Source organism: Pseudomonas paraeruginosa, assembly GCF_003025345.2.
GTDB classification, from domain to species: Bacteria; Pseudomonadota; Gammaproteobacteria; order Pseudomonadales; family Pseudomonadaceae; genus Pseudomonas; species Pseudomonas paraeruginosa.
The window spans coordinates 1,026,916-1,053,176 of the sequence record NZ_CP020560.1 but is presented as its reverse complement, the minus strand read 5'-3'; the positions used below and the strand labels follow the sequence as shown (position 1 = coordinate 1,053,176).

Here is a 26,261-nt window from a genome sequence, read left to right as displayed (position 1 = left end):
ATCGCGCGGTCCGGGCGCCCTCTTCCTCAGGCACCTACCGCGGCGCTACGCGCCGGGCGCGGAAACACCAGCGCCGCGGCGAAGGTCAGCGCGGCGAAGCCTGCCAGCACCAGGTACAACCCCACCAGTCCCTGCCGCGGTTCGAGGAAGGCGATCATCGGGATCGCCGCCGCACTGGCGCCGAACGACAGGAAATAGCGCAGGGCGAAGACCCGCGCCTGCCACTGCGGCGCGACGAAGTGGGCGACCATCGCGTCGTTCACCGTCACCTGGCCGAACACCGCGAACATGAACAGCGCGCCGAACAGCACCACCGCGCTGCCGTGGCCGTAGGCCAGGGCCAGCAGCAGCGGCACCTGGCAGAAGGTGAGGAAGACGAACGGCAACTTCAGGTTCAGCCGATCGATCAGGCGGCCCATGATCAGTTGCGCCACCGCGCCGAAGGCATAGGCCAGGCTGACCACCACGCCGAGGGTCTGCGGCGACGACAGCAGGTCGCTCAGGCGCTCCTGGAACAGCTTCGGGTAGGTCACGGTGCTGGCGTTGAACACCACCCCGCCGGTGGCGGTGACCAGCGCCAGCACGCCGAACACCCGGCGCGTCGACAGGCCCTCGCCGTCCTCGCCACGCGCCGCGGCCTTGGCCGACAGGTGCGGCGATGGCTCCTCGCGCACGCAGAAGAAAAAGCCGATGCCGAGCAGGATGGCCACCCCGCCGGGCAGGATGAACGCCGCACGCCAACCGAAGTGCGCGGTGAGAAAGCCGGTAAGCAGCGCGGCGAAGGCCACCCCGAGGTTACCCCACATGCCGTTGATGCCGATCTCGCGGCCGCGGTTCTCGGCGTGTGCCACCAGCATCGCGGTGCCGACCGGGTGGTAGATCGCGGCGAATACCCCGATCAGGGTCAGCCCGGTCACCAGCATCGGTACGCTGCCGGCCAGCCCGGTGAGCACCGCGGCGGCGCCGATGCCGAAGAAGAACAGCAGCATCATGCTGCGCCGGCTCCAGGTGTCGCCCAGCCAGCCGGCCGGCAGCGAACAGGCGCCGAAGGCGATGAAGCCGCCCAGCGCCAGGCCGATCAGCCCGGCGTAGTCGAGGTCGAAGCTGCCGGCCATGCCGAGCACGGCGGCGGGGAAGATCAGCATGAACATGTGGTCGATGACATGCGCGGCGTTGATGAAGCGGATAACGGTTCGAGGTCGGTTCATGGCGTGCGGCCTGAATGGTCGGTGGGGAATGGGCGTCATGACCCGGGCATGATAGGTTGACCGAAAAGCGCAGACAGGACAGCGAGGTCATCGAAACGGACATGCTGATCGAGCACCGCCCGGACGGCCTGCTGGCCGCCATCTCCCTCGACTTCCCCGACGGCCATCACCTGGGGCGGCATTTCCACCCGCAGGCGCAGTTCCTCTACGCCGCTCGCGGCCTGATGCGCCTGGCCACCCACCACGGCGCCTGGGTGATCCCGCCGACCCGCGCGGTATGGATTCCGCCCCGGGTGGAGCACGAGATATTCATGTCCGGCGAGGTGCACATGCGCACCCTGTTCATCGAGCAACCCGAAACGCCGACACCGCTAAGCGACTGTTGCGTACTGGCGGTGACGCCGCTGCTGCGGGAAATGATCCTGCGCGCCATCCACCTCGAGAGCCAGCCGCGCCTGGACGACTTCCGCCAGCGCCTGCAAGGGCTGATCCTCAGCGAGATCGCCAACCTCGAACGGATGCCGCTGTACCTACCGATGCCCCGCGACCGCCGTTTGCAGGCGATCTGCCAGGCATTGCTGAAGCAGCCGGAACTGGGGCTGACCCTCGATGACTGGGGCCTGCGGGTCGGCGCCAGCTCGCGTACCCTGGCGCGGCTGTTCGCCCAGGAACTGCAGATGAGCTTCCATGGGTGGCGCCAGCAACTGCGCCTGACCGAAGCCCTGCCGCGCCTGCTGGCCGGCGACAGCGTGCAGGTGGTCGCCCGCGACCTCGGCTACGGCAGTACGCGGGCCTTCAGCAGCATGTTCCGCCGTTTGCTCGGTGAGACCCCACGCGACTACCTGGGGCGACTGGAGCAACTGGCACGGGTCAGAGGCCGCGAGGACTGATGCCCCTCGGCGCAACCCGAGGCAATGGCGGATCGGCGGATAACGCCTGTGGCGTTATCCGCCCTACACGACGATTCCGCTTAATCGCTGGGGCGATACACCGCGGATAAAAAGAAGCCCTCCGGCGGAGGGCTCTCGGAAAAGGGCGCCGCAGCGCCCCGGATGGGATCGTCGATCAGTGCGGGACGCCCAGCCCCGCCGCGTTCATGAACAGGCGCATCAGCCAGGCGGCGACGCCCAGGGCCAGCACGCTGGCGGTCCAGATGCCCGCCAGCCAGGCCAGGCGCCGCCAAAGCGGCGGCTTGGCCGCGGTGTCTCGTTCGGGATGACTCGGCGTACGGACCATGTGCGGCGCCTCCTCAGTGATAACCATCGCCGTGCTTCACCTTGCCGCGGAACACGTAGTAGCTCCAGGCGGTGTAGCCGAGGATGAAGGGAATGATGAACAGCGCGCCGACCAGCATGAAGCCCTGGCTCTGCGGCGGCGCCGAGGCCTCCCAGATGCTCACCGCCGGCGGGATGATGTTCGGCCACAGGCTGATGCCCAGGCCGCTGTAGCCGAGGAAGATCAACACCAGGGTGAGCACGAACGGCTTCACATGGTCGTTGTTGGCCACCGAGCGCAGCAGCGCATAGAAGGTCACCAGGACCAGGATCGGCACCGGCAGGAACCAGAACAGGTTCGGCAGGCTGAACCAGCGCGCGGCGATCTCGGCGTGGGCCAGCGGCGTCCACAGGCTGACCACCCCGATGATCGCCAGCAGCACCAGCGCCAGCGGACGCGCCAGGTCGTGCATGCGCTCCTGCAGGCGGCCCTCGGTCTTCATGATCAGCCAGGTGCAGCCAAGCAGGGTGTAGGCGACGATCAGCGCCAGGCCGCAGAACAGCGGGAACGGTGCGATCCAGTCCAGCGAGCCGCCGGCGAAGCTGCGGTTCTCGACCGGGATGCCTTCGATGAAGGCACCCAGCGCCACGCCCTGGAAGAAGGTCGCCACCAGCGAACCGCCGATGAACGCCTTGTCCCAGATGTGCTGCTTGGCCGGCTTGGCCTTGAAGCGGAACTCGAAGGCCACGCCACGGAAGATCAGCCCGACGAGCATGAAGATCAACGGCAGGTAGAGCGCCGACAGGACCACCGCGTAGGCCAGCGGGAAGGCCCCGAACAGCGCCGCGCCGCCCAGCACCAGCCAGGTCTCGTTGCCGTCCCAGACCGGCGCCACGGTGTTCATCATCACATCGCGGTCACCGCTGTCCTTGAAGAACGGGTAGAGCATGCCGATGCCGAGGTCGAAACCGTCCATCACCACGTACATCATGATGCCGAAGATGATGATGACCGCCCAGATGAGGGGAAGATCGATACCCATGTCTCAGTTCCTCTTGTCCTGGTCGTGGCCGTCGTGTTCTTCGTCGAAGCCTTCACCGGCGGCCGACAGCGGCCGTGCCGGGGTGCGCTTCTGCCCGGCGCCGCCGGGGTTGGTCTCGCGTCCCTCGTGGGTGACCGGGCCCTTGCGCACCAGGCGCATCATGTAGCCGATGCCGACGCCGAACAGCGAGAAGTACACCACCACGAAGGTCAGCAGGGTCAGGCTCATCTGCGTCACGCTCTGCGCCGAGGAGGCGTCGGCGGTGCGCATCAGCCCGTAGACCACCCAGGGCTGGCGACCCATCTCGGTGGTGAACCAGCCGGCGAGGATCGCGATCAGTCCGGAAGGGCCCATCAGCAGGGTCAGGCGCAGGAAGGCCTTCGAGTTGAACAGGCGGTCCTGGCCGCGCCAGCGCAGCCACAGGCTCCAGACACCGACCAGGATCATCAGCATGCCGAGGCCGGCCATGATCCGGAACGACCAGAACACCACGGTGGAGTTCGGCCGGTCTTCCGGCGGGAAATCCTTCAGCGCCGGGATCGGTTCGGTCAGGCTGTGCTTGAGGATCAGGCTGCCGAGCACCGGGATCTCCACCTTGAAGCGGGTCTCCTCGCGCTGCATGTCCGGCCAGCCGAACAGGATCAGCGGGGTCGGTTCGCCGCTGCTGTTGTCCCAGTGGCCTTCCATCGCGGCGATCTTCGCCGGCTGGTGCTCCAGGGTATTGAGACCATGGGCGTCGCCGATCACCGCCTGCACCGGGGCGACGATCAGGGCCATCCACATGGCCATCGAGAGCATCTTGCGGATCGCCGGGTTGTCGCGCCCGCGCAGCAGGTGCCAGGCCGCCGAGGCGCCGACGAAGAAGGCGGTGGCGAGGAACGCGGCGACCGACATGTGCAGCAGGCGATAAGGGAACGACGGGTTGAAGATCACCGCCAGCCAGTCCACCGGGATCACCCGGCCGTCGACGATCTCGAAGCCCTGCGGGGTCTGCATCCAGCTGTTGGAGGCAAGGATCCAGAAGGTCGAGATCAGCGTGCCGATCGCCACCATAACCGTGGCGAAATAGTGCAGCCCCGGCCCGACGCGGTTCCAGCCGAACAGCATGACGCCAAGGAAGCCGGCCTCGAGGAAGAACGCGGTGAGCACCTCGTAGGTCAGCAGCGGCCCGGTGATGGATCCGGCGAAATCGGAGAAATGGCTCCAGTTGGTGCCGAACTGGTAGGCCATGACCAGGCCGGACACCACGCCCATTCCGAAGTTGACCGCGAAGATCTTCGACCAGAAGTGATAGAGGTCGCGGTAGACCTCTTCGTTCGTTTTCAGCCAGAGCCCTTCCAGCACCGCCAGGTAGCTGGCCAACCCGATGGTGATCGCCGGGAAGATGATGTGGAAGGACACGGTGAAGGCGAACTGGATGCGGGCAAGGTCGATAGCCTCCAATCCGAACATGGCAACTCCTCTTCAGGTTCTCGGCCCTTCCGGCTTACGTGCGGATTCGGCCGTGCTTCCTCGCGCGCCGTTCGCGCAAGGCTTTGGAACACATCCTTCAGCTATCGTTCTTGTCATTGGAAAGCGACCGCAGCCCTGGCCGGCAGGAGTGCGGGAAGGGTCGCAAGCAGATTCCCGGCCTGCCCGCCTTGATGCAGAGCAATCCGGTACGAAAATCTTACCCGTTAGCCTAGACCGTCCCGCTGTGGTCGGTTGTCGCGAGACAAATTGCCTCAGCCGCTCATTATTCAAATAATGAATATAAAAATAAACAAATAATATTTTTATGGAATAAAAAGAATCGCTAATCTCCCTCCAAGCCCGCCCTTCCGGCCCCGGCAACTCGACTCCCGCCTTGCGCACCGCAGCGGAAACAGCCCTATAAGGATCTAGGAATGAAAAGATTGCTTCTGCTGACCGCCCTGGCCTCCGTCATCAGCGTGTCCGCCAGCGCCGCGGAAAAGCTCATCGTCGCCGCCACTCCGGTCCCCCACGCGGAAATCCTCGAGCTGATCAAGCCGACCCTGGCCAAGGAAGGCGTCGACCTGCAGATCAAGGTGTTCACCGACTACGTGCAGCCCAACGTGCAGGTCGCCGAGAAACGCCTGGACGCCAACTACTTCCAGACCCTGCCGTACCTGGAGAACTTCAACAAAGGCAAGGGCACCAACCTGGTCACCGTGGCCGGCGTGCATGTCGAGCCCTTCGGCGGTTATTCGAAGAAGTACAAGTCGCTGGCCGACCTGCCCGAAGGCGCCACCGTCGCCATTCCCAACGAAGGCAGCAACAGCGGGCGCGCCCTGCTGCTGTTGCAGAAGGCCGGGCTGCTCAAGCTGAAGGACCCGAACAACGCCCTGGCCACGCCCAGGGACATCGCCGAGAACCCGAGGAACCTGAAGTTCAGGGAGCTCGAATCGGCCCTGCTGCCGCGGGTGCTGGAGCAGGTCGACCTGGACCTGATCAATACCAACTACGCGCTGGAAGCCAAGCTCAACCCGGCGAAAGACGCGTTGATCCTCGAGGACCGCGACTCGCCCTACGTCAACTACCTGGTGGCGCGCCCGGACAACAAGGACAGCGACGCCCTGAAGAAGCTTTCCGCCGCGCTGACCAGCCCGGAAGTGAAAGCCTTCATCGAGAAGAAATATGACGGCGCGGTGGTTCCGGCCTTCTGATCCCACCCCGACTCCCACGCTGGGCGCCGTTGCAGCGCCCCTTGTTCACGCCGGTGTCGCATGGCTTGCACCGGCGTTTCTTTTTTCCGGAACGACCCCGCCCGCAATCGTTCCGGCCGCCGTCGCGGCATAGGCGCAGGACGCGCCCACGCCGCCCAGGAGCGATCCATGAGCGAGAAACCACGACCCGCGCCCCTGACCTTCCCCGACGCCGATCGCAGCCCGCTGAGCATCCGCGCCAAGGCCCTGGTGTTCTTCGATCCACGCTCGCGCCAGGTGCGCGAGCAACTCGAGCATCTGGCGCCGCAGAGCCAGCCGGTGCTGATCGAAGGCGAGACCGGCACCGGCAAGGAGCTGCTCGCCCGGCAGATCCACCGCCACAGCGAACGCGCCGGGCTGTTCGTCGCGGTCAGTTGCAGCGCCCTAAGCCGCAACCATGCCGAAGCCGAGCTGTTCGGCTACGTCCCCGGCGCCCACAACGGCCCGGTCGGCAGCCGCGCCGGCTGGTTCGGTTCGGCCAACGGCGGCACCCTGTACCTGGACGAGATCGCCGACCTGCCGCTGGCCCTGCAGGCCAAGCTGCTGCAAACGCTGGAGGAACGCGAGGTGCTGCGGGTCGGCGCGCAGCAGCCGCTGCCCCACGACGTGCGCCTGGTCACCGCCACCAGCATCGACCTGAACCAGGCGGTGCGTGCCGGCAAGTTCCTCGAAGGCCTGCGGCAATACCTGCACGACGGCCGCCTGAGCCTGCCGCCGCTACGCGAGCGGCCCGGCGACATCCTGCCGCTGGCGGAATACTTCGTCGGCGTCTATGCCCAACGTCTGGAACTCCCGGTGCCGGTGATCGGCGTGGAGACCCAGGAGGTCCTCGAGCGCTATCCCTGGCCCGGCAACATCCGCGAACTGGAAAACGTCGTCCACTTCGCCCTGCTGGTCAGCGGACGGGATGAAATCCTACCGCAACATCTGAATTTTGGCGGCGCGACGCCAGACCCTTCTCTGGCTGGTGTAAGGCGCCTGCTCGGCCAGCCAGGTGCTCCGTCCCTGGAGCAGGTCCAGGCCCTGCTCCTGCAGTTGGCTACCGAGCAGGCCGGAGGGGATGCGCAGGCCGCCAGGCTGCGCCTTGGACTGGTGGCGAACTGAGGAAAACCTTCGGCGAACGTGCGGGAAAAAGCGCCCCGCCGAGGGGATCCATACGTCCGAAGGATTGGCTCCGCGGCCCTTGATCGTGTTTATATTGAACGCTTGATCAAATTAAGGACGAGGAGACCAGCCTGTTTTGACTGACGCACAATCGCCCTCCACTACCCCCGCCACGCCCCCGCCGATCCGCATGAACCCACCGGTGTTCTACGGCGCGGCGATCCTGATCCTGCTGTTCGCCACGGTGGTCATCGGCTTTCCCCAGCGCGCCGGCGAATGGCTGCTGGCCGCGCAGACCTGGGCCTCGCAGACCGTCGGCTGGTACTACCTGCTGGCGATGACCCTGTACCTGATCTTCGTGGTCGTCACCGCGCTCTCCGGCTACGGCAAGATCAAGCTCGGCGCCGACCATGACGAACCGGAATTCAGCTACCTGTCCTGGGCCGGCATGCTGTTCGCGGCCGGCATCAGCATCACCCTGTTCTTCTTCTGCGTGTCCGAGCCGCTGACCCACTTCCTCCAGCCGCCGCAAGGCGAGGCCGCTACCCAGGAAGCCGCGCGGCAGGCCATGGAACTGCTGTTCCTGCACTGGGGCCTGCACGGCTGGGGGGTGTTCGCCCTGGTGGCGATGGCCCTGGCCTATTTCGCCTACCGCCACAACCTGCCGCTGGCCCTGCGTTCGGCGCTCTACCCGCTGATCGGCAAGCGGATCAACGGGCCGATCGGCTACACCGTGGACTGCTTCGGCATCATCGCCACGGTGTTCGGCCTCGGCGCCGACATGGGCTTCGGCGTACTCCAGCTCAACTCAGGACTGGACTACCTCTACGCCATCCCGCACACCCACCCGGTGCAGATGGTGCTCATCGCGCTGATGATGGGCGCGGCGATCTCGGTGGCGATCTCCGGGGTCGACAAGGGCATCCGCATCCTCTCCGACATCAACATGCTGCTGGCCTGCAGCCTGCTGCTGTTCGTGCTGTTCGCCGGGCCGACCCAGCACCTGCTCAACACCCTGGTGCAGAACGTCGGCGACTATCTCGGCCACCTGCCGGGCAAGAGCTTCGACCTCTACGCCTACGGCGGCCCGACCGACTGGCTGGGCTCCTGGACGGTGTTCTACTGGGCCTGGTGGATCGCCTGGGCGCCCTTCGTCGGCCTGTTCATCGCGCGCATCTCGCGCGGCCGGACGATCCGCGAATTCGTCTTCGGCGTGCTGTTCATCCCGCTCGGCTTCACCCTGGCGTGGATGTCGATCTTCGGCAACAGCGCCCTCGACCAGGCCCTCGGCGGCGCCAGCGAACTCGGCCGGGTGGCCATCGAGCAACCGTCGATGGCGCTCTACCAGATGCTCCAGAACTATCCCTGGAGCCGCGCGGTGATCACCGTCACGGTACTGGTCAGCTTCGTCTTCTTCGTCACCTCGGCGGACTCCGGCACCGTGGTCCTGTCCACCCTCTCCGCCCATGGCGGCAACGCCGACGACGACGGGCCGAAGTGGCTGCGGGTGTTCTGGGGCTCTGTCACCGCGCTGGTCACCGGCGGGCTGCTGTTCGCCGGCAGCATCGACGCGCTGAAGTCGGCGGTGGTGCTGACCTCGCTGCCCTTCTCGCTGATCCTGCTGCTGATGATGTGGGGCCTGCACAAGGCCTTCTACCTGGAATCGCAGCGGCAACGCGCGCGAACCCACTCCCTGGCGCCGCTGATGAGCGGCAACGGCAAGCGTTCCGGCGGCTGGAAGCGGCGCCTTTCGCAGGCGGTGCACTTCCCTCGCGGGACGAGGTGTATCGCTTCATGAACGACGTGGTGCGTCCGGCGATCAGCGAAGTCTCCGCAGTGTTCCGCGAGAAGGGCCTGGCGGTGGACGCCCAGCTCGACCCTGGCAACGCCTCGCTGAGCCTGGAGATCGGCCATGGTGAACAGCACCGCTTCCTCTACCAGGTGCTGATGCGCGGCTACTTCACGCCATCCTTCGCCCGCGCCGGCATGGGCGGCCTGCACCTGAAGAACCGCCGTTACTTCCGCGCCGAGGTGCACCTCGCCGAAGGCAGCCAGGACTACGACCTGATGGGCTACACCAAGGAGCAGATCATCAACGACATGCTCGACCAGTACGAGCGGCACCTGCAATTCCTTCACCTGGTGCGTTGAGCGTACGCAAAGGGGGCGCGCAGGTCGTGCCGCCCCCTCTCCCCAGCCCTGTCCCTGAAGGGTGGGGCAGCCGGCCTGAGCGCGGGCAATGACGCTAGCGGCCTCCCCTCTGCTTGCAGCCGCGAATCCCTCAGCACGCCAGCACGCGCCGGTAGAACAGCACGCAGACCGCGACGAATACCGCCAGCCCCAGCCACTGGGCGGTGCCGGCGAAGCCGGCGTCGACCAGCGCCAGCGGCGCGTCCTCGCCGGTAGTGCCGATCACCCCGGCGAGAAGGATGCCCATCAGGCTCTCGCCGACGATGAGTCCCGAGGCCAGCAGCACGCCGCGCCGCTTCGGCACTTCGGCGTAGCTTTCCGGGTCGGTCCCGGCCGCCGCCGCGCGCTTCTTCAGGGCGTTTTCCAGCAGCCAGGAAAGCAGCGCGCCGACCACCAGGGTCATGCCGATGGTCGGCGGCAGGTAGATCCCCAGACCCACCGCCAGCACCGGCAGGCAGGCCTTGCCGGTGCGGCGCAGGAGCAGGTCGACGAGGATCAGGGCGATACCGAGCACGACGCCGATCAGGATCATGTTCCAGTTCAGCGCATCGTGGAAAATCCCGCTGGCGATCGCCGTCAGCAAGGTCGCCTGCGGCGCCGCCAGCGCCTGGTTCGGATCCATGCCGTCACGCGGCAGGGCGCCGGTGAAACCATAGGCGCCATAGAGCAGTTCCAGCACCGGCGGGATCACCAGCGCGCCGACGATGCAGCCGACGATCAGCGCGACCTGCTGGCGCCAGGGAGTGGCGCCGACCAGGTAGCCGGTCTTGAGGTCCTGCAGGTTGTCGTTGGAAATCGCCGCGATGGCCAGCACCACCGAGGTGGTGAACAGCGCCAGGGCGATCGCCAGCTTGCCGCCCTGGCGCTGCAGCAGGTCGCCCTCGACGCTGCCGAAGGCAAGGATCAGCAGCGACACCAGGATCACCGCGATGATCCCGATCCCGGAGATCGGGCTGCTCGACGAACCGACCAGGCCGGCCATGTAGCCACAGGCGGCGGCGATCAGGAAGCCGAAGAAGAAGGCGAACACCACGCACACCGCGACCAGGCTCCAGAACGCCGGCCGCGCCATGTCCGGCGCGGCCTCGCCGAGGAAATGCCCGAAGACCGCGGTCAGCGACACCAGCAATGCGCCGACGATCAGCAGGATCCACCTGGCCGGCATGTCCAGCTCGGTGCGCTGGCCGCTCGCCCTGGCGTTGCCGCGTACCGCCCCGAGGGACGCCCAGACGCCACGGACCATGGGCTTGAACAGGGTCGCCAGGGTCCACAGCGCGGCCACGCCGATGGTCCCGGCGCCGAGGAAACGCACCTGCGAACTCCATAGCTGGGAAGCCAGGTCCGCCAGGCTCTGGCCGTCGGCCGGCAGGCTGTTGACGGTCAGCAGCGGTACCGCGACGCCCCAGGAGATCACCACGCCGACGAGAATCGCGATGCCGGCGGTGATGCCCATCAGGTAGCCGGCGCCGACCAGCGCCAGGGAGAAACCGGTGGACAGGCGGAATGCCGCCTGCCCGGCGCTCAGCCAGACGCTGAAGCCTTCGGCGAAGACCTTGAAGCCGCTGCTGCACAGGCTGAACAGCGCCGCCACCAGGCCGCCGCCGAGGATGTCGCGCAGGCCGGGCGCGCGGCCGTCGTCGCGAGGCGCGGCGGCGCCCTCTTCCGGCTCGCCGCCATCGCTGCCGACGCGGAGGATTTCCGCCGCCGCCACGCCTTCCGGATAGGGCAGTTCGCTCTGCACCACCATCACCCGGCGCAACGGAATGGTGTAGAGCACCCCGAGGATGCCGCCGATCGAGCAGATCGCCGCGGTCTGCCAGAACGGGAAGCCGCTCCAGTAGCCGATCATCAGCAGGCCGGGAAGGATGAAGATGATCGAGGACAGGGTGCCAGCCGCCGAGGCCTGGGTCTGCACCATGTTGTTCTCGAGGATGTTGGCGCCGGCGAAGTAGCGCAGCACCGCCATCGAGATCACCGCCGCCGGGATCGACGAGGCGAAGGTGAGGCCGACCTTCAGCCCGAGGTAGACGTTGGAAGCGGTGAAGACCACGGTGATCAGCGCACCGAGGATCAGGCCACGCAGGGTGAGCTCAGGCAGGGTCAGCTCATCCGGGATGCGTTCTTGCATGGATGAAAACTCTCGAAACAATTGGACCCGCCAAGCTTAGGCGAGTGCGACGCGCGGGGACACGACAGCGAATGTCGCAGAGGCGACCTTTTCGAGAGGGAAAGCTGGCGGAACGAACAGTTGCAGCGCGGACCCGCGCCCGGCGCGGATCAGAACGGCCTGTCGCCGAGAATGGTGGCGCGGTGCATCACCCGCCGCTGCGGCCGGTAATCGTCCACGGCGTAATGCTGGGTCACGCGGTTGTCCCAGAACGCCACGTCGTTCTCCCGCCAGCGCCAGCGCACGGTGAACTCCGGGCGGGTGGCATGGGCGAAGAGAAACGTCAGCAGGGCGTCGCTCTCGGCCGGCTCCAGTTCGTTGATGCGGGTGGTGAAACCGTCGCTGACGAACAGGCCCTTGCGTCCGGTGACCGGATGGGTGCGCAGCACCGGATGCGAGCGCGGCGGGTTCTTCAGGCGCGCTTCCTCCAGGCGCGCCAGGTCGGCCTCGGTGGTGCCGAAGCGCTCGCGGGGGAAGGACTTGCCGATGTCATGGGTCGCCGTGAGTCCCTCCAGCAGGCGCCGCAGCGGTGCCGACAGCGCCTCGTAGGCCGCCGAGCTGCTCGCCCAGAGGGTGTCGCCGCCGTAGGGCGGCAACTGCTTGGCGGCGAGCACGGCGCCCAGCGCCGGGGTCTCGAGGAAGGTCACGTCGGTGTGCCAGATGGCGTTGTCGCGCACATCGGTGACCGCGGTATCGAGGACGATGACCTCCGGTTGCTCCGCCACGCTGGGGTAGATCGGGTGGATGTGCAGGTCGCCGAAGTGGGCGGCGAAGCGCGCCTGGCTCTTCGGCTCCAGAGATTGGTCGCGGAAGAACAGCACCTGGTGGTCGAGCAGGGCCTGCTCGATGGCCCGCTGCCCGCCGTCGTCGAGCGGCGCGGCGAGGTCGATGCCGGAAACGATGGCGCCCAGGGCCGGGCTGATGGGTTGGATGGTCAGGCTCATGTCGTTCTACTCGTCGGGCAGGTTGCGGACGAGGCGCTGCGCGGCCTCGCCGTGGCCCTCCCGCATGGGGAAAGCCTGTTCGGTACGGATCCGGTTGTGGCCTGCGCTCAGCCCCAGCAGGCGAAACGCCGCTGGATCCAGCGCAGCCCCAGTTCGAAGGCCAGGGCGATGGCGGCGATCAGCAGGATGCCGATCACCACCACGTCGGTGGCGAGGAATTGCGCGGCGGACTGGACCATGAAGCCGAGGCCGCGGTTGGCCGCGATCAGCTCGGCGGCGACCAGGGTCGACCAGCCCACCCCGAGGGCGATGCGCAGGCCGGTGAGGACCTCCGGCAAGGCGCTCGGCAGGATCACGTAGCGCACCACCTGCCAGCGACTCGCGCCCAGGCAGCGCACCGCCTGCACCCGCGACCTGTCGACACGGCGCACGCCGGCGGCGGTGGCGATCAGCAGCGGCGCGAACAGCGCCAGGTAGATCAGCAGTACCTTGCTCAGCTCGCCGATGCCGAACCAGATGACGATCAGCGGCAGGTAGGCCAGCGGCGGGATCGGCCGGTAGAACTCCACCAGCGGATCGAGCGCGGCGCCGGCCAGCGGGTTGAGCCCCATCAGCACGCCCAGCGGGATCGCCGTCAGCACCGCCGCGCCGAGCGCCAGCAGCACCCGCAGCAGGCTGGTGCCGACGTGTTGCAGCAGGCTGGCGTCGAGGTAGCCCTCCTGCCACAGCCGTTGCAGGGCTTCGAAGAGTTGTTCGGGTGCCGGCAGGAACAGCACGTCGACCCAGCCGAAACGGGTCGCCGCCCACCACAACGCGGCCAGGACCAGGACGCTGGCACCGGCGGCCCAGCGCCGACGGTCGCCGGGCAGGCGCAGTGTGCGCGAGGCCGGCTTGGCGACGGCGAGTCCGAGGGTATCAGTGGGCATGTTCGGCCTCCGCGACATCGAGGAATTCGTCCAGCAACGCCTGGCGCAAACGGCCGAACTCGGGGTCGGCCTTGATCGAGCGCACCGCTTCGCCGGCGGCATAGCGCCGCGCGAAGTCCACCGGCAGGCGCTTGACGATGCGCGCCGGCGGGCCGTCCATCACCACCAGGTCGGTGGCCAGGAACAGCGCTTCGTCGACGCTGTGGGTGATCAGGAAAAGGCCCTTGCCGGTCTGTTTCCACAGGTCCAGCAGGAGCACCTGCATGCGCTCGCGGGTCAGCGCGTCGAGCGCGCCGAACGGCTCGTCGAGCAGCAGGAAATCCGGCTCCACCGCCAACGCGCGGGCCAGTCCGAGGCGCTGGCGCTGGCCGCCGGAGAGCTGGGCGACGGATTGCTCGGCGTGATCCTGCAGGCCCACCCGTTGCAGCACCTGGCGCGCCCGCGCGCTGCGCTCGGCCTTGCCCAGGCCACGGATGCGCAGGCCCAGGGCGACGTTGTCGAGGGCATTGAGCCAGGGCATCAGGGCATCGTCCTGGAACACCACGCCGCGCTCGCCGCCGGGCCCTTCGAGGGTCCAGCCGTCGATCTGCACGCGTCCCTGGTCCGGCTTCTGGAAACCGGCGAGGATGTTCAGCAGGGTCGACTTGCCGCAGCCCGACGGCCCCAGCACCACCAGCGATTCGCCCTTGGCCAGGCCCAGGCTGAGATCGCGGAGGATGGCACGGCGCTGGCCGCGCTGTTCGAATGAGAGGCTGATCGCCTCGGCCGTCAGACGGCTCATGTTCTGCCCTCCGTAGGGTAAGCAGGTGCCGCTCCGGCAGGCGGGGGCGGCAATCGCGGCATTCAGCGCTGGCCGAGCTGGACCTGACCGGCCTCGCGCACGAAGTCGGCGCTGACGTAGGGCGAGTAGTCGCCGAGCACGGTCGGCACGCGCTTCTGTTCCTTGAGGAATGCGGCGGTGCCGGCGATGGCCTTGGCGGTGCCGCCGCCGAGCAGGTCGGCGGACAATTGCGCCTGGCTTTCCGGGAAGCGTGAGCCGGCCAGCAATTCGGGGACGTCCCCGGGATCGGCACCGGTCAGCCGGGCGATCTTCTTCACCGGCTCGGAGTCGGCGGTCCATTCGGCCTTGTGCGCGTTGTAGTCGGCGAAGGCATCGAGGCTGACGCGGGCGAAGCGGGCGACGATTTCAGGATGCTTCTCGGCGAAGTCCCTGCGCGCCACCCACACCTCGAAGGTCGGCGCGCCCCACTGGCCGACTTCGGCGGCATCGATGAGGACCTTGCCGCTTTTCTTGATCTCGCCCAGCGCCGGCGACCAGACGAAGGCCCCGTCGATGTCGCCGCGACGCCAGGCGGCGGCGATCTCGGCCGGGTTGAGGTTGACGATCTTCACCTTGGACGGATCGATCCGCCAGTGCTTGAGGGCGCCGAGCAGGCTGTAGTGGGAGGTTGAAACGAACGGGGTGGCGATGGTCTTGCCGGCCAGGTCCTCGGGTTTCTCGATCCCGCTTCCATTGCGCACCACCAGCGCCTCGGCGGCATTGATCTGCGCGGAAACGAGGAAGGCGACGATCGGCAGCTTGCGCGAGGTCGCCGCTGCCAGCGGGCTGGAGCCGATGTTGCCGAGTTGCAGGTCGCCGGAGGCGAGCGCGGCGATCACTTCCGGACCGCTGTTGAAGCGGCGCCAGTCGATCTTCTCGCCGATGGCTTTCTCGTACAGGCCATCGGCCTGCGGCACCTTGGTCGGGTCGATGCCGGTCTGGTAGCCGACCGTGATGTCGGCGGCCTGGGCGGCGACGGAAAGGCCGGCAAGGGCCAGGGCTGCCACCAGGCAGTGCAGGGAATTCGGGCGTTTCATCGGGCGAACCTCGGAGGCAAGGGTGCCGCGCTCCAGAGGAGGACGGACCAGGAGTCGGCGAAGGGTGGCGACAGCGAGTCCGGTGGTCCGGTGTGACGCAGATTACAGCTATAAAAAACTCAATATAAATAATATTTGGGAATTAGTTTATGAGCGCGAGGCACCCTCCCCCTTGCCCCATGCGCGCTCGTCTCTACAGGGCGGCGCCCAGCAGGCGGCGCTGCTGCTCCGGACTACCCAGCAGGCGAATGGAAGCGAGCAGCAGATGGTGCCGGACCAGGCGCCAGTTCGAGTTCCTGCCCGGGAGCTGGCGGATGCCTGCGAAGATTTCCCCCAGTCCCGCTCCATCCCGGCGAACGCGCGCGGCATTGCCAGCGCCAGCAATCCGCTGTCAGGCAGGCTTGCCGTCCAGCCGGCCATGGGTCGCGGTCTCTTTGGGCTGGGCGATTGGCGCCGGGCTTCGCTCATGCGGCACCTCGAACGAGGGAGGCAGGCTCCGGGAAGGATGGAAAGGGAACGGGAGGTCCTGCCTATAACCCAGATCGATGAACGTCCCGCACATGAATAACCGATCATCCTTGACCAGGAACCGGACGCGCGCGCCCCTGGCAGAACCATGAGGATGCGTCGTACCACCGACGCCGGCATCATTCCCGACAGCCGCGAAAACCTCTGTAACGGCTCTGTCATGCGCGTCGTGCGAGGAAACAAATAAGCGGAGAAAAGGGAACCTTATTCGCGCCAAGCTGTTTAAAATCACGCCCGTTTCTGCGCGAGGCCCCTCGCGCAGTCTTTCACCAAGGAGCTACACCACCATGGCACTGACCAAAGACCAACTGATCCAGGACATCGCCGAAGCCATCGACGCGCCGAAGACCACCGTTCGCAGCGCGCTCGACCAGCTCACCGACATCGTCAAGGACGCCCTGGAGAACGATGGCGAAATCACCCTGCCGGGCATCGGCAAGCTGAAGGTCTCCGAGCGTCCCGCCCGCACCGGCCGCAACCCGCAGACCGGCAAGGCGATCGAGATCGCTGCCAAGCGTGTAGCCAAGTTCGTTCCGGCCAAGGCCCTGACCGACGCGATCAACGGCTGATAACGGCCACCGCATCCCAAAAAAGCGCAGGAGCCTGGCCTCCTGCGCTTTTTTCGTTTTCAGCGGGGCGCTGGCGCTCTCGCCCTGGAGATCTTCCGCCGGATGTTCCTACGGCGCTTGCAGTTGCTCGAGCAACGCATGGCAGTCGGCAGCGTGCCAGTCGGCCAGCTCCGGCCAAGGGTTTTCCGGCAGGTTGACCAGCACCGTGCGACTACCCGCGGCGCGTCCGCAGTCGAGGTCGAAACGGTAGTCGCCGACCATCACCAGCTCCGCCGGCGTCACGTTCCAACGCCTGGCGATGCGCAGCAGGCCGTCCGGGTCCGGCTTGGGCCGCGCCTCGCCACGCCCGAGGATGTGCTCGGTGGGGAAGCAGCCGCCCAGGCCGATCGCTTCGAGGGTGACCAGCGCCAACTGGTGGTCGTTGCGGGTCAGGATGCCCAGGCGCATGCCGCGTCGCTGCAACTCGCGCACCAGTTCCGGCGCGCCCGGCGCCGGCCGCGCGGCCTCGGCCAGCTCGCGCTCGTGCTCCAGCAACCAGGCGTGCTTGGCCGCGGCCTCGGCTTCGGGCAGGGCGGCGAGGTGCAGCAGGATGTCGTCCTGCTCGGGGATGTCCAGCGCCCGGCGGATCGCCGGGAAGTCGTGCACGGCCCGGGTCAGGGTTCCGTCCATGTCGAATACCCAGTGACGGATGTCGGCCAGCCTCACGCCCAGTCCTCGCGCTTGCGGATCAGGCCTTCCTGGCTCGACGAGGCGACCAGCTGGCCGCTCTGGTTGAAGATGCTGCCGCGCACGAAACCGCGTGCGTTGCCGGCCCAGGGGCTGTCGATGGCATAGAGCAGCCACTCGTCCGCGCGCAGGTCGCGGTGGAACCACAGGGCGTGGTCGAGGCTGGCGACCTGCATGGTCTTCTGCCACACCGACACGGCGTGGGGTTGCATCGAGGTGGTGAGGAAGCCGAAGTCCGAGGCGTAGGCCAGCAGGTACTTGTGCAGCGCCGGGACGTCCGGCAGCTTGCCGTCGGCGCGGAACCAGAGGTATTTCACCGGCTCGTCCGGCTGCGGGTCGTAGGGGTCGTGCTGGGTGACCGGGCGGATCTCGATCGGCTTCGGATACAGCAGCTTGTCGCGGATGCGCTCGGGAATCCGCTCGGCGCGCAGGCGGGTCAGTTCCAGCTCCGACGGCAGGTTGTCCGGGCCGACCACCTCGGGCATCTCGATCTGGTGGTGGAAGCCTTCCTCGTCGTACTGGAAGGAGCTGCTCAGGGTGAAGATCGGCTGGCCTTTCTGGATCGCGGTGACCCGGCGGGTGCTGAAGCTGCCGCCGTCGCGCACCCGGTCGACCTGGTAGACCACCGGCATGCCGGCGTCGCCGGGACGCAGGAAGTAGCCGTGCATGGAGTGTACGTGGCGATCGTCCTCCACCGTCTGGCTGGCCGCCGACAGTGCCTGGCCCAGGACCTGGCCGCCATAGAGCTGGCGGAAGCCGAGATCCTGGCTCATGCCCCGGAACAGGTTCTCCTCGATGGGTTCCAGGCTCAGCAAGGCCACCAGGTTGTCGAGTATCTGGGTCATGGGGTGTTTCCTCGAATTCGGGCTGTCGACGGGCTAGTCGCGGCGCAAGGCCGGGTACGCGGGCATGTTGGAAAGACGAGTGTCCCACACCGCGCGGCCGAGGGTGAAATGGTAGAGACTGGCCAGGGACTCGTCCGTTAGTCCAAGCAGCTCCTGCACCAGGGGGTCGTAGTAGCAGCCGATGCCCGTTCCAGACAGCCCGGCAGCCTCCGCCTCGAGGTAGAGCAACTGGCCGATCTGGCCGCATTCCCAGTACAGCCGCGGATAGCACCAGGGGCCTTCTTCGAGCGCCGCGCCGAGGTGGGCGAGCATGGCGACGGCGAGGCAGCCATCGCCGGCGATGTCCTGCTGGCAGGAGAGAAACGCCGACAGCGCGCGCGCATCGCCTTCCTGCAACAGGTACAGCGGCAACTCCGGATCGACGCGTTGCCAGAGGAAATCGTCGCGCATCGGCGGCCGCCGCAGGCCACTGCGCTCCAGCCAGTACAAGCCCGGCGCCAGGCCCCGGACACGATGGACGAACAGCAGCAGGTCGACCCGCACGGCCTCGCCCGTGACCGCGAAAGGCACCGGCGAGCGCTCCGGCAGCAGCCGGCGCAGCCAGGCCCGTAGCAGGTCGACGTCGATCCCGGCGCGCCCGTCCATGCGCTGCGCGCTGCGCCGCCGATGCAGCAGCGGGCGCAACGGCAGGCCGGGGTTGTCATTGCCGGGCTCGCCCGGCGCGACCCTCCAGGGGCGTGCCGGCAGGCGCGGCGCACGGCACAGTCCATGGATCCGCTGCAACTCCGGCCAGTCGCGGTACTCGCGCGACAGCCGGTTCGGCGCGCCGGCCAACGGCAGGACCGCCAATGCCTCGCACAGGCGCGGCGAAAGGGACGGCTCCTCGGTGAGTGCCGGACCGATCCAGAACAGTGCGTCGACACTCTCACGCTCGGCGAAGCCGTCCCGGTCAAGCCCGAACAGGCCGTCCAGTGCGCTTTCGGCGACGCCGCGCATCAGGCGCATCTCCCAGCCCTGGATCGCCGCGGCGATGGAGAGACAGGCCAGCGCATGGCCAAGGTCGTGCTGGCAGTAGCGATAGGCCCGCTCACCGTACTTCCAGGCTTCGCGCCAGGGCACGCTGGCCAACGCCAGGAGACAGCCGCCGGGCGGCAAGCATTCATCCAGCAGCGAAGCCAGCGGTGCCGGCAGTTCGCCGCGCACTTCCAGGGCATGCTTGTCGGGACGGTAGTGGGCGAGCAACGGCGCCGCCTCCAGCGCACCGCCGGGAAGCAGCAGGTAGGCCTCGGTGGGATGCAGGTTGCCGCTCGACGGGTTGACCCGCAGCGCCCAGCGATTGCCACCGGCTTCCTTCCAGGCCGACAGCGCCAGGCTGTCGTAGAGCAGTTGCGAGAGGCTCGCGCGGTCGAGCCGGGCGGGCGTCGCCGCCGGCCCGGAGAAGATGCCGTCGTAGGGGTGAGACTCCTCCAGCGGCCGATGCAGCAGTTCGATTTGCCGGCAGCCCCGGTACTGGCGGAACGGTGCCGGCTGGGTCGCCCAGTCCAGCCCGCCGGGGCCGGGCGCATAGCGCTCCGGGTGATGCATGCTGAGGCGATGGTAGGACAGCACCTCGGCGGCGGTATCGCTCATCGCCGTCGCTCCGCCCAGCGAGCCGCATCGGTGCGATAGAGGATATGCCGGCGCATCGGGTGGTCTGCCGCCAGGAGCGGGTGGTCGAAATCCTCGGCCGGATCGCGACGCATGCCCAGGCGCTCCATCAAGCCCCAGGAGCTACGGTTGGGCGGCGTGGTGAAGGCCACCACCTCCGGCAGGCGCAGCCGCTCGAAGGCGAAGTCCAATGCGGTTTCCGCTGCTTCGCGGGCGAGTCCCCGACCCCAATGGGCGGGCGCCAGCCGCCAGCCGATCTCCACGGTCGGCGCGAAGTGCACGTCCATGGTCACCTCGAACAGGCCGGTGAACCCGATGAACGCCGCCTCGCCAGGCAATTCCAGGGCCCAGGGCCCCCAGCCACGCTCGGCAAAATGCGCCTGGACGCGATCGACCAGGGCGTCGCTCTGCGCGCGGTCCAGCACGCTTGGGAAGAATTCCATCACCCGCGGGTCGGCGCACATCTCGGCGAACGCCTCGCGGTCGCTGTCGCGCCAGGCGCGCAGCAGCAGGCGTGGGCCATGCAGTTGGGCAATGGCGGAAGGAGAAGGGATCGCGTTCATAGAAGGCCTTTTCGGAAACGGCCGACTCATCTGCGAAGCCAGTCCTCGCGCGTCAACCGGTACAGCACATGATGCCGCAAGCGGTGGCCGGGAGGCAGGTCGGGATGCTCGAAGTCGTCGGCGGGGTCGCGCTGCATCCCCAGACGCTCCATCAGTCTCAGGGAGTTGCCGTTGGCCGGTACGGTGAAAGCCACCACCTGGTCCAGGCCAAGGGTATCGAAGGCGTAGCTCAACGCCGCCTCGGCCGCCTCGTGGGCGAAGCCCTCCGCCCAATGCTCGGCGGCAAGGCGCCAGCCAATGGCCACCGCGGGGACGAAGGGCGCATCGAAGTCCACGACTTCCAGCCCCACGTAGCCGATGAAAGGATCGCCACCCTTGACCTGCAGCGCCCACCAGCCAAAACCGTGCTCGGCGAAATGCGCGTCGATGCGGCGCAGCAACGCGTCGCTCTGGGCACGATCCAGGCAAGACGGAAAGAACTCCATCACCCGCGGATCGGCGTTCAGCTCGGCGAACCTGGCTCGGTCCTGCACCAGCCAGGGCCGCAGGATCAGACGGTGGGTGTACAGCCGTGGCGAGCGCAGATGCTCGATACTCAGGCTGGTCAGGTCGGCCATCGCTTGGTTCCTTTCGTTCGACACACTCCAGAAGGAATGTCTGACCGCGGGAATCGGTTGGGGTGCCCGCGAGGACGACATTCCGATCTTTGGTCAGGCTCCGCGGAAAAGGCTACCCAACCGGAGTGTAGACTTTTCCGCGCCTGGACATGTCCGATCCTCGGGCAAAGCGATGACGATCGCTTTACCGCGCCGGCGGTTGCGGCACCCAGGCGACCGGCATGTAAGAAAAAGAGCCGCGGGTCATTCGGCCAGTTCCCCGAGCAGGCCCTCGTCCAGGGCGAGGAGCGCCAGCTTCACGCCGACGGCGCACTCCTCCACCCGGGAAAACGCGGCGTTGGGGTTGAGGCAGGCCTCTTCCAGGCGCCGGCAACTGTCCACCAGTTGCTCGCCGCGCACCACCCGCGCCGCGCCCTTGATCCGGTGCGCCAGTTCGGCCAGTTCGCCGGTCTCCTGGCGTTGCACCAGAATTTCGAGGGCTTCCAGATCCTTGCGGTTGCTGGTGAGCAACTCGTCGAGCAGGCGACGAAGCATGCTCGGCTCGCCGCCCGTCAGCGCATGCAGCGACTCCAGGTCGTACAGAAGCGGTAACGGCGGCGCCGCGACGGGCTCGGCATCGAGGGACACCGGCGAGGTCTCCTCCTGCTCCTCGGCGAAGCCGAGGGCCAGCAGACGCTCCTCCAGCACGTCGAGACCGATCGGCTTGATCAGGCACTCGTTCATCCCGGCCTGGATGCACCGTTCGATCTCTTCCGGCTGGGCATCCGCGGTGAGGCCGAGGATGACCACCGGCTCCTCGTTGTTCTCGCACTCCTCCTGCCGAATCGAGCGGGCCAGGTCGGAACCGTTCATCAACGGCATGTGGCAGTCGGTGATGACCATGTCGAACGGCTGCTCGTGCCACAGATTGAGGGCAGCCAGGCCGTTTTCCGCCTCCTGCACGTCATGGCCGAGGAAGCTCAGTTGCTGGTGGAGGATCTGCCGGTTGACCGCATGGTCGTCCACCACCAGCACCTGCAGGCGCCGCGCCTGGCGGGTGCCGACCTGGACCGGGCGCTCGCTGACGCTGACCGGTTCGAGCACTTGCAGGCGCAGCTCGACGTCGACCCGCGTACCCTGTCCGAGCGCGCTGCTCATGACCAGGCGCCCGCCCATCATCTCGCACAGCGAACGGCAGATCACCAGACCCAGTCCGGTTCCTTCGGTGTTCTGCACATTGCGCTCGACCTGGGCGAACGGACGGAACAGTTGCTGCTGGTCGCCCAGGGAAATGCCGATGCCGGTATCCTCCACGCAGAGGTTGACTTGCAGCAGCGAGGGCTCCACCAGGTGACCGTCGATGCGGATGCTGATCGAGCCTTCGTCGGTGAACTTGATCGCGTTGCTGACCAGGTTGGACAGGATCTGCTTGAAACGCATGGCGTCGAGCAGCACGTCGCCATTGATGCTCGCGTCGATGTCGAGGATCAGGCTCAGGCGCTTCTGCCGGGCCAGCCCTTCGAACACCCGCGCCACCGACTCCACCAGTTCGCGCAGGTTGGCCCGCTTCGGCGACAGGCCGAGACGTCCGGACTCGATGCGGGCGATGTCGAGGATATCGCCGATCAGTTCCAGCAGGCTCTTCGCCGAGGCATAGGCGATCTCGATGCTGGAGCGGTCCACCCGGCCGGTATCGGCGCGCTTGAGCGCCAGCTCGAGAATGCCGATCACCGCATTCATCGGCGTGCGGATCTCGTGGCTCATGGTCGCCAGGAAGGTGGTCTTGGCCCGGCTCGCCTCGTCCGCCAGGTTCTTCGCTTCCTTGAGTTCAGCGACCAGTTTGCGGTGTTCGGAAATGTCCAGCCAGCCGCAGATGACGCCCCGCACGGTACCGTTGGCGTCGCGGAACGGCTGGATCCAGTGGTCGATCCAGCATTTCCTGCCACCCAGGACCACCTCGTGCACCGACTCGATGGTCCGGCCGTCACGCATGGCCTCGAGGTAATTGCGATGGAACTGGGGGCCGGTCTCGAAGTTTTCCATGGGCAGTTCGAGCACCGTCCGGTTCAGCACCTGTTCGGCAGCGAGGCCAACGCTGCTCAGGTAGCTGCGGTTGCAGGAGAGCATCCGCCCATTGGCGTCACGCACGTAGAGCGGGGGCGGCATGGAATCGGTGAGGGCCTCGACGAACTGCAACTGGTCGTTGAGCGCCTGCTCGACGCGCAGCCGGTCGCGAATCTGCCGACGCTGGTAGGTGACCCAGCCCAGGCTCAGCAGCAGCAGGCCCGCCGCCGCCGCGACGATTTCCGCGATCAGCCGGGTATAGTCGACCCAGGTCTGCCCACTCATGCCTGGCGGCGAGCGCCAGCGGTTGACGACATCGCTCAGGTCGCCGGGGGAAATGCTCAACAGGGCCTTGTCGAGGATGGTCTGCAACTCCGTGTCGCCACGGCGCACGGCAAAGTTGGCGGTCGCCGGGCCGAGGGCAACCTGGTCGGCCACCGCCAGTCTCTCGTGGAACAGGCGGACGATGTAGTAACGGGCGGAAACCAGCGGCACCACCGCCGCTTCGGCACGCCCTTCGTAGACCAGGTTCATCGCGTCGAGGGTGGTCTCGACCTCGACGACGGCAGCCTGCGGATAACGATCGCGCACCCCCTGGATTCCCACGTGGCCCGAGGGAATCGCCAGGCGCTTGCCATCCAGGTTCCCCACCCTTTCCGCCCGGCCCTTCTCGTCGGCCCGGGCGATCAGCACGAAGGAGGTCGACAGGAAGGAGCGGGTGAAGCGCAGCGTCTCCTCGCGCCGGCTGCTGCGGCTCATGATCGCCAGGTCGGCCTGGCCTTTCTGCAATGCGGCGATCTGTTCCGGAAAGCCGCCACTGCGGGAGGAAACCTGGAAATGCAGGCCGGTGCGCCGGGAGATCATTTCCAGCAGGTCGGAGGTGATCCCGGAAAACACGTCGTTGGAGTTGAAGAAGGCCAGCGGCGCCAGGTCGTCGTTTATCACCAGGCGTACCACCGGATGCCGGGCGACCCAGCGACGTTCCTCGGGCGTCAGCGCGATACGCTCGCCGGTCGGCAGGGAGCCGCCGCCGACCCAGCGCCGGGCGATGTACTCCAGGCGATCCTGGTCGATGGCGCCGATGGCGGCGTTGACCACCCGCAACAGGCGCGTCTCGTCGCTGCGCAGGAGGTAGCCGTACCCTCCGTCGCTGCGGGTATCGGCGAAACGCTCGAACTTCACGTAGCCGTAGAAGGAACGATTGATCCGCTGGTAGGCGCTGAGCACGTCGTCGATGTAAAGGTCGGTGTGGCCGAAGGCTACCGCCGCGATCGCTTCGTCGTGATTGTCGAACACCACGAAGCGGGCACGCGGGAAGCGCTGGCGCAGTTCCTCGTCGTGCTCCCTGGCCACGGCCACGCGCAGACCGGCGAGGTCCGCCGATGAATTGCGCGGCTCGCCGACCCGCTTGAACACGGCCAGCCGATCCCGGGCGTAGGGACGGCTGGAAACCAGCGCGGGCTGCTCCAGCGCGCTGTAGTGACTGCCCAGCAGGTCGATCTGCCCGGCGCCGAGCGCCTCGATCGCCGCCGCATGGGTGGCGTACGCCACCAGCTTGATGCGCATGCCGAGCAATTGCCCGACCAGAGCGGTGACATCGGCGGTGATGCCTTCGTAGTTCTCGTCGTCGAGGCGCACGTTGAACGGCGCCGTTTCGTCGAGGGCCACGCCGACCCGCAGGGTTCCCTTGTGACGCACCCAGGCCCAGTCGTCCTCGCCGATCACCATGTCCTCGTGCTCGACGTGCATCTGGCTGAACAGGGTCATGGAAGCACCCGCCTGGGTGGCGGCCAGCGGTACCGCCGGCAGCAACAGGCAAATGAACAGCAGGAGTAGTTTCGATCGCATGGGAGTCGGGTCGTGAAGTGGAAGGCCGGCGTCTGAACGAGGCCAGGCACGGCCAGGGAAAATGGCTGACGCGATGCGTCAGGCGTTCGGCCAGCGGTCCGGCGCGAGGCGACCCGCTGCCGACGCCACGGCCTCAGGTTCCGGAGCAGTAGTCGAGGAAATGCTGCTCCGGCATCGGTCGGGCGAACAGGTAGCCCTGGGCTATCGAGCAACCGAGTTCGATCAGGCGCACCCGCTGCTCGTCGCTCTCCACCCCTTCGACCACCAGGGAAATCCCCAGCGCCTGCGCCAGAGCCACCACGCTGCTGATGACGGCACAGCTTCTCGGCTGGCTTTTCATCTTGTGCACGAAGGTCCGGTCGAGCTTGATCTGGCTGAACGGGAACTCGCATAGCCGGTCGAGGGAGGAGTAGCCGGCGCCGAAGTCGTCCATCGCCAGGCCGCAGCCCATGATCCGCAGGCGCACCAGGTTCTCCAGGCTGCTCGCCGGCGCGCTAATGAGGCCGGTTTCGGTGATCTCGAACATCACGGAACTGGGCGGGAGGTGGAACTCGGTCAGCAACGCCGAGATGTTTTCGGCCAGTGCCCGGGACCCCAGTTGCGATGGATGGACGTTGAACGCTAGATTGATCGGCTGCCCGAGCTGCGCCAGCTTCCTGCGCATCGACAGCCCCTGGCTGAACAGTTGCCAGAACAGTTTGTCGATCAGGTTGTAGCTCTCCATCACATACAGGAAATGCGAAGGCGGCAGCACGCCCAGGTGCGGGTGGTTCCAGCGCGCCAGGACCTCCGCGCCGATCAGCCCGCCGCCGTCGAGGGCCACCTTCGGCTGGTAGTAGGCTTCGAATTCGCCGTTGTCCAGGCCGCGCACGACGTCCGCCACCGAGGGCAGCTCGGCCACCTCGACCTGCCGCGGCTGGTCCTGGCGATGGGCGTTGTAGCGGGTCAGCAGGGCGGTGATACGCTCCAGGCTGAACGGTTTGCCGAGGTCGCCGAGAAAGTTCAGGCCCAGGCATTCGATCATGGAAATGGTGGCCTGGCGCAGGATAGGATCGACCTCGCTGCTGAGGATCACCGAATGGACCTTGCCGCTCAGGCTCGCATGACGAAGGAAGGCCAGGCCATCCATGCCGCTCATCTGCAGGTCGCAGATGGCGATGTCCACATGCCCGCAGGACTCCAGAATCGCAACGGCCTCCTTGCCATCCGCCGCTTCGAGGATCGATCCGGGCACAACCTTCTTCAGGGCGGTGACAGCCACCAGACGCTGGAATGGCTCATCTTCCAGCACCAGCACATTCAAATCATTCATCGCGGCTCACGCAGGGATTCCAGAAAATACCGGCGATATACTGCTGTTTTTCCCTTACTAGACCTATGGGACAAGTCCCCATGTTTTGTGGGAATTTTCCTACTGATTTGAAGGCCCCGTTGGATTAGCATGAGTACACATGAAAAAGCGGATCGCCCTGCCGTAACAGGCTATTCTGGGCAGCGATATCGGCTTAGCGCCCCAA

20 protein-coding genes and 1 pseudogene are annotated in these 26,261 nt (G+C 66.9%); 5 read left to right on the top strand and 16 right to left on the bottom strand.

Annotated elements, in window-relative coordinates; all coding sequences use genetic code 11:
* Positions 1-26: 26 nt before the first annotated feature.
* Positions 27-1,208: an MFS transporter gene (locus B7D75_RS05120; protein WP_107113800.1), complete on the bottom strand. Its 1,182-nt coding sequence runs from the start codon at positions 1,206-1,208 to the stop codon at positions 27-29.
* 101 nt (positions 1,209-1,309) lie between these two features.
* On the opposite strand from B7D75_RS05120, the gene B7D75_RS05115 reads away from it, so the two are divergent.
* Positions 1,310-2,098 (top strand): AraC family transcriptional regulator, encoded by a 789-nt coding sequence (locus B7D75_RS05115; RefSeq protein WP_107114654.1) that lies wholly within the window; start codon positions 1,310-1,312, stop codon positions 2,096-2,098.
* Positions 2,099-2,273: 175 nt separating this feature from the next.
* On the opposite strand, the gene B7D75_RS05110 is transcribed toward B7D75_RS05115, so the two are convergent.
* Genes B7D75_RS05110 through cioA form a run of 3 tightly spaced genes read right to left on the bottom strand, consistent with a single transcriptional unit; the run spans position 2,274 to position 4,917 of the window.
* Positions 2,274-2,444 carry a DUF2474 domain-containing protein gene (locus B7D75_RS05110; RefSeq protein WP_107113799.1) on the bottom strand — a complete coding sequence of 57 codons (171 nt, stop codon included), beginning with the start codon at positions 2,442-2,444 and terminating at the stop codon, positions 2,274-2,276.
* A gap of 13 nt (positions 2,445-2,457) precedes the next feature.
* Positions 2,458-3,465, bottom strand: a complete 1,008-nt coding sequence (gene cioB, locus B7D75_RS05105) for a cyanide-insensitive cytochrome bd quinol oxidase subunit II (RefSeq protein ID WP_003093053.1) — start codon at positions 3,463-3,465, stop codon at positions 2,458-2,460.
* A 3-nt stretch (positions 3,466-3,468) separates the two neighbouring features.
* Positions 3,469-4,917: a cyanide-insensitive cytochrome bd quinol oxidase subunit I gene (gene cioA, locus B7D75_RS05100; RefSeq protein ID WP_012074473.1), complete on the bottom strand. Its 1,449-nt coding sequence runs from the start codon at positions 4,915-4,917 to the stop codon at positions 3,469-3,471.
* 434 nt (positions 4,918-5,351) lie between these two features.
* Between cioA and B7D75_RS05090 the strand changes: the two genes are divergently transcribed.
* From B7D75_RS05090 to betT, 3 genes and pseudogenes are all read left to right on the top strand, one after another.
* Positions 5,352-6,131, top strand: coding sequence for a MetQ/NlpA family ABC transporter substrate-binding protein (locus tag B7D75_RS05090; protein ID WP_034079845.1), 780 nt, complete (start codon positions 5,352-5,354; stop codon positions 6,129-6,131).
* A 168-nt stretch (positions 6,132-6,299) separates the two neighbouring features.
* Entirely contained in the window at positions 6,300-7,274 is a 975-nt protein-coding gene (locus tag B7D75_RS05085; protein WP_053813433.1) for a sigma 54-interacting transcriptional regulator, read from the top strand.
* Positions 7,275-7,464: 190 nt separating this feature from the next.
* Positions 7,465-9,425, top strand: a pseudogene (betT, locus tag B7D75_RS05080) (choline BCCT transporter BetT).
* A gap of 130 nt (positions 9,426-9,555) precedes the next feature.
* On the opposite strand, the gene B7D75_RS05075 reads toward betT, so the two are convergent.
* From B7D75_RS05075 to tauA, 5 genes are all read right to left on the bottom strand, one after another.
* The gene (locus B7D75_RS05075) at positions 9,556-11,592 is read right to left on the bottom strand and encodes an OPT family oligopeptide transporter (protein WP_107113798.1); all 2,037 of its coding nucleotides are present in this window, start codon (positions 11,590-11,592) and stop codon (positions 9,556-9,558) included.
* 149 nt (positions 11,593-11,741) lie between these two features.
* Entirely contained in the window at positions 11,742-12,575 is an 834-nt protein-coding gene (tauD, locus tag B7D75_RS05070; RefSeq protein ID WP_058174539.1) for a taurine dioxygenase, read from the bottom strand.
* Between the two features lie 107 nt (positions 12,576-12,682).
* The gene (locus tag B7D75_RS05065) at positions 12,683-13,501 is read right to left on the bottom strand and encodes an ABC transporter permease subunit (protein WP_107113797.1); all 819 of its coding nucleotides are present in this window, start codon (positions 13,499-13,501) and stop codon (positions 12,683-12,685) included.
* Entirely contained in the window at positions 13,491-14,282 is a 792-nt protein-coding gene (locus B7D75_RS05060; protein WP_107113796.1) for a taurine ABC transporter ATP-binding protein, read from the bottom strand. The genes B7D75_RS05065 and B7D75_RS05060 overlap by 11 nt, the downstream gene beginning before the upstream one ends.
* 62 nt (positions 14,283-14,344) lie before the next feature.
* Complete coding sequence (gene tauA, locus B7D75_RS05055; RefSeq protein WP_107113795.1) at positions 14,345-15,358, bottom strand: taurine ABC transporter substrate-binding protein; 1,014 nt, start codon at positions 15,356-15,358, stop codon at positions 14,345-14,347.
* A gap of 755 nt (positions 15,359-16,113) precedes the next feature.
* On the opposite strand from tauA, the gene B7D75_RS05045 reads away from it, so the two are divergent.
* On the top strand, positions 16,114-16,455 hold the full coding sequence (locus B7D75_RS05045; RefSeq protein WP_158039327.1) for an HU family DNA-binding protein: 342 nt from the start codon (positions 16,114-16,116) through the stop codon (positions 16,453-16,455).
* Positions 16,456-16,563: 108 nt separating this feature from the next.
* Here B7D75_RS05045 and B7D75_RS05040 read toward each other — a convergent pair whose 3' ends face one another.
* From B7D75_RS05040 to rocR, 7 genes are all read right to left on the bottom strand, one after another.
* Positions 16,564-17,160 carry an HAD family hydrolase gene (locus B7D75_RS05040; RefSeq protein ID WP_034000247.1) on the bottom strand — a complete coding sequence of 199 codons (597 nt, stop codon included), beginning with the start codon at positions 17,158-17,160 and terminating at the stop codon, positions 16,564-16,566.
* Positions 17,157-18,026, bottom strand: a complete 870-nt coding sequence (gene tesB / locus B7D75_RS05035; RefSeq protein WP_012074464.1) for an acyl-CoA thioesterase II — start codon at positions 18,024-18,026, stop codon at positions 17,157-17,159. Before tesB ends, B7D75_RS05040 begins: the two co-directional genes overlap by 4 nt.
* A gap of 33 nt (positions 18,027-18,059) precedes the next feature.
* Entirely contained in the window at positions 18,060-19,655 is a 1,596-nt protein-coding gene (locus tag B7D75_RS05030; protein ID WP_043098745.1) for a nitroreductase family protein, read from the bottom strand.
* Positions 19,652-20,236: a GNAT family N-acetyltransferase gene (locus B7D75_RS05025; protein WP_053813427.1), complete on the bottom strand. Its 585-nt coding sequence runs from the start codon at positions 20,234-20,236 to the stop codon at positions 19,652-19,654. The genes B7D75_RS05030 and B7D75_RS05025 overlap by 4 nt, the downstream gene beginning before the upstream one ends.
* A 26-nt stretch (positions 20,237-20,262) precedes the next feature.
* Complete coding sequence (locus tag B7D75_RS05020) at positions 20,263-20,853, bottom strand: GNAT family N-acetyltransferase (protein WP_012074462.1); 591 nt, start codon at positions 20,851-20,853, stop codon at positions 20,263-20,265.
* Between the two features lie 243 nt (positions 20,854-21,096).
* Entirely contained in the window at positions 21,097-24,744 is a 3,648-nt protein-coding gene (locus B7D75_RS05015; protein WP_107113793.1) for a transporter substrate-binding domain-containing protein, read from the bottom strand.
* A gap of 133 nt (positions 24,745-24,877) precedes the next feature.
* A complete protein-coding gene (gene rocR, locus B7D75_RS05010; RefSeq protein WP_043098746.1) occupies positions 24,878-26,056 on the bottom strand; it encodes a two-component system response regulator cyclic di-GMP-specific phosphodiesterase RocR in 1,179 nt (392 codons plus the stop codon).
* Positions 26,057-26,261: the final 205 nt, after the last annotated feature.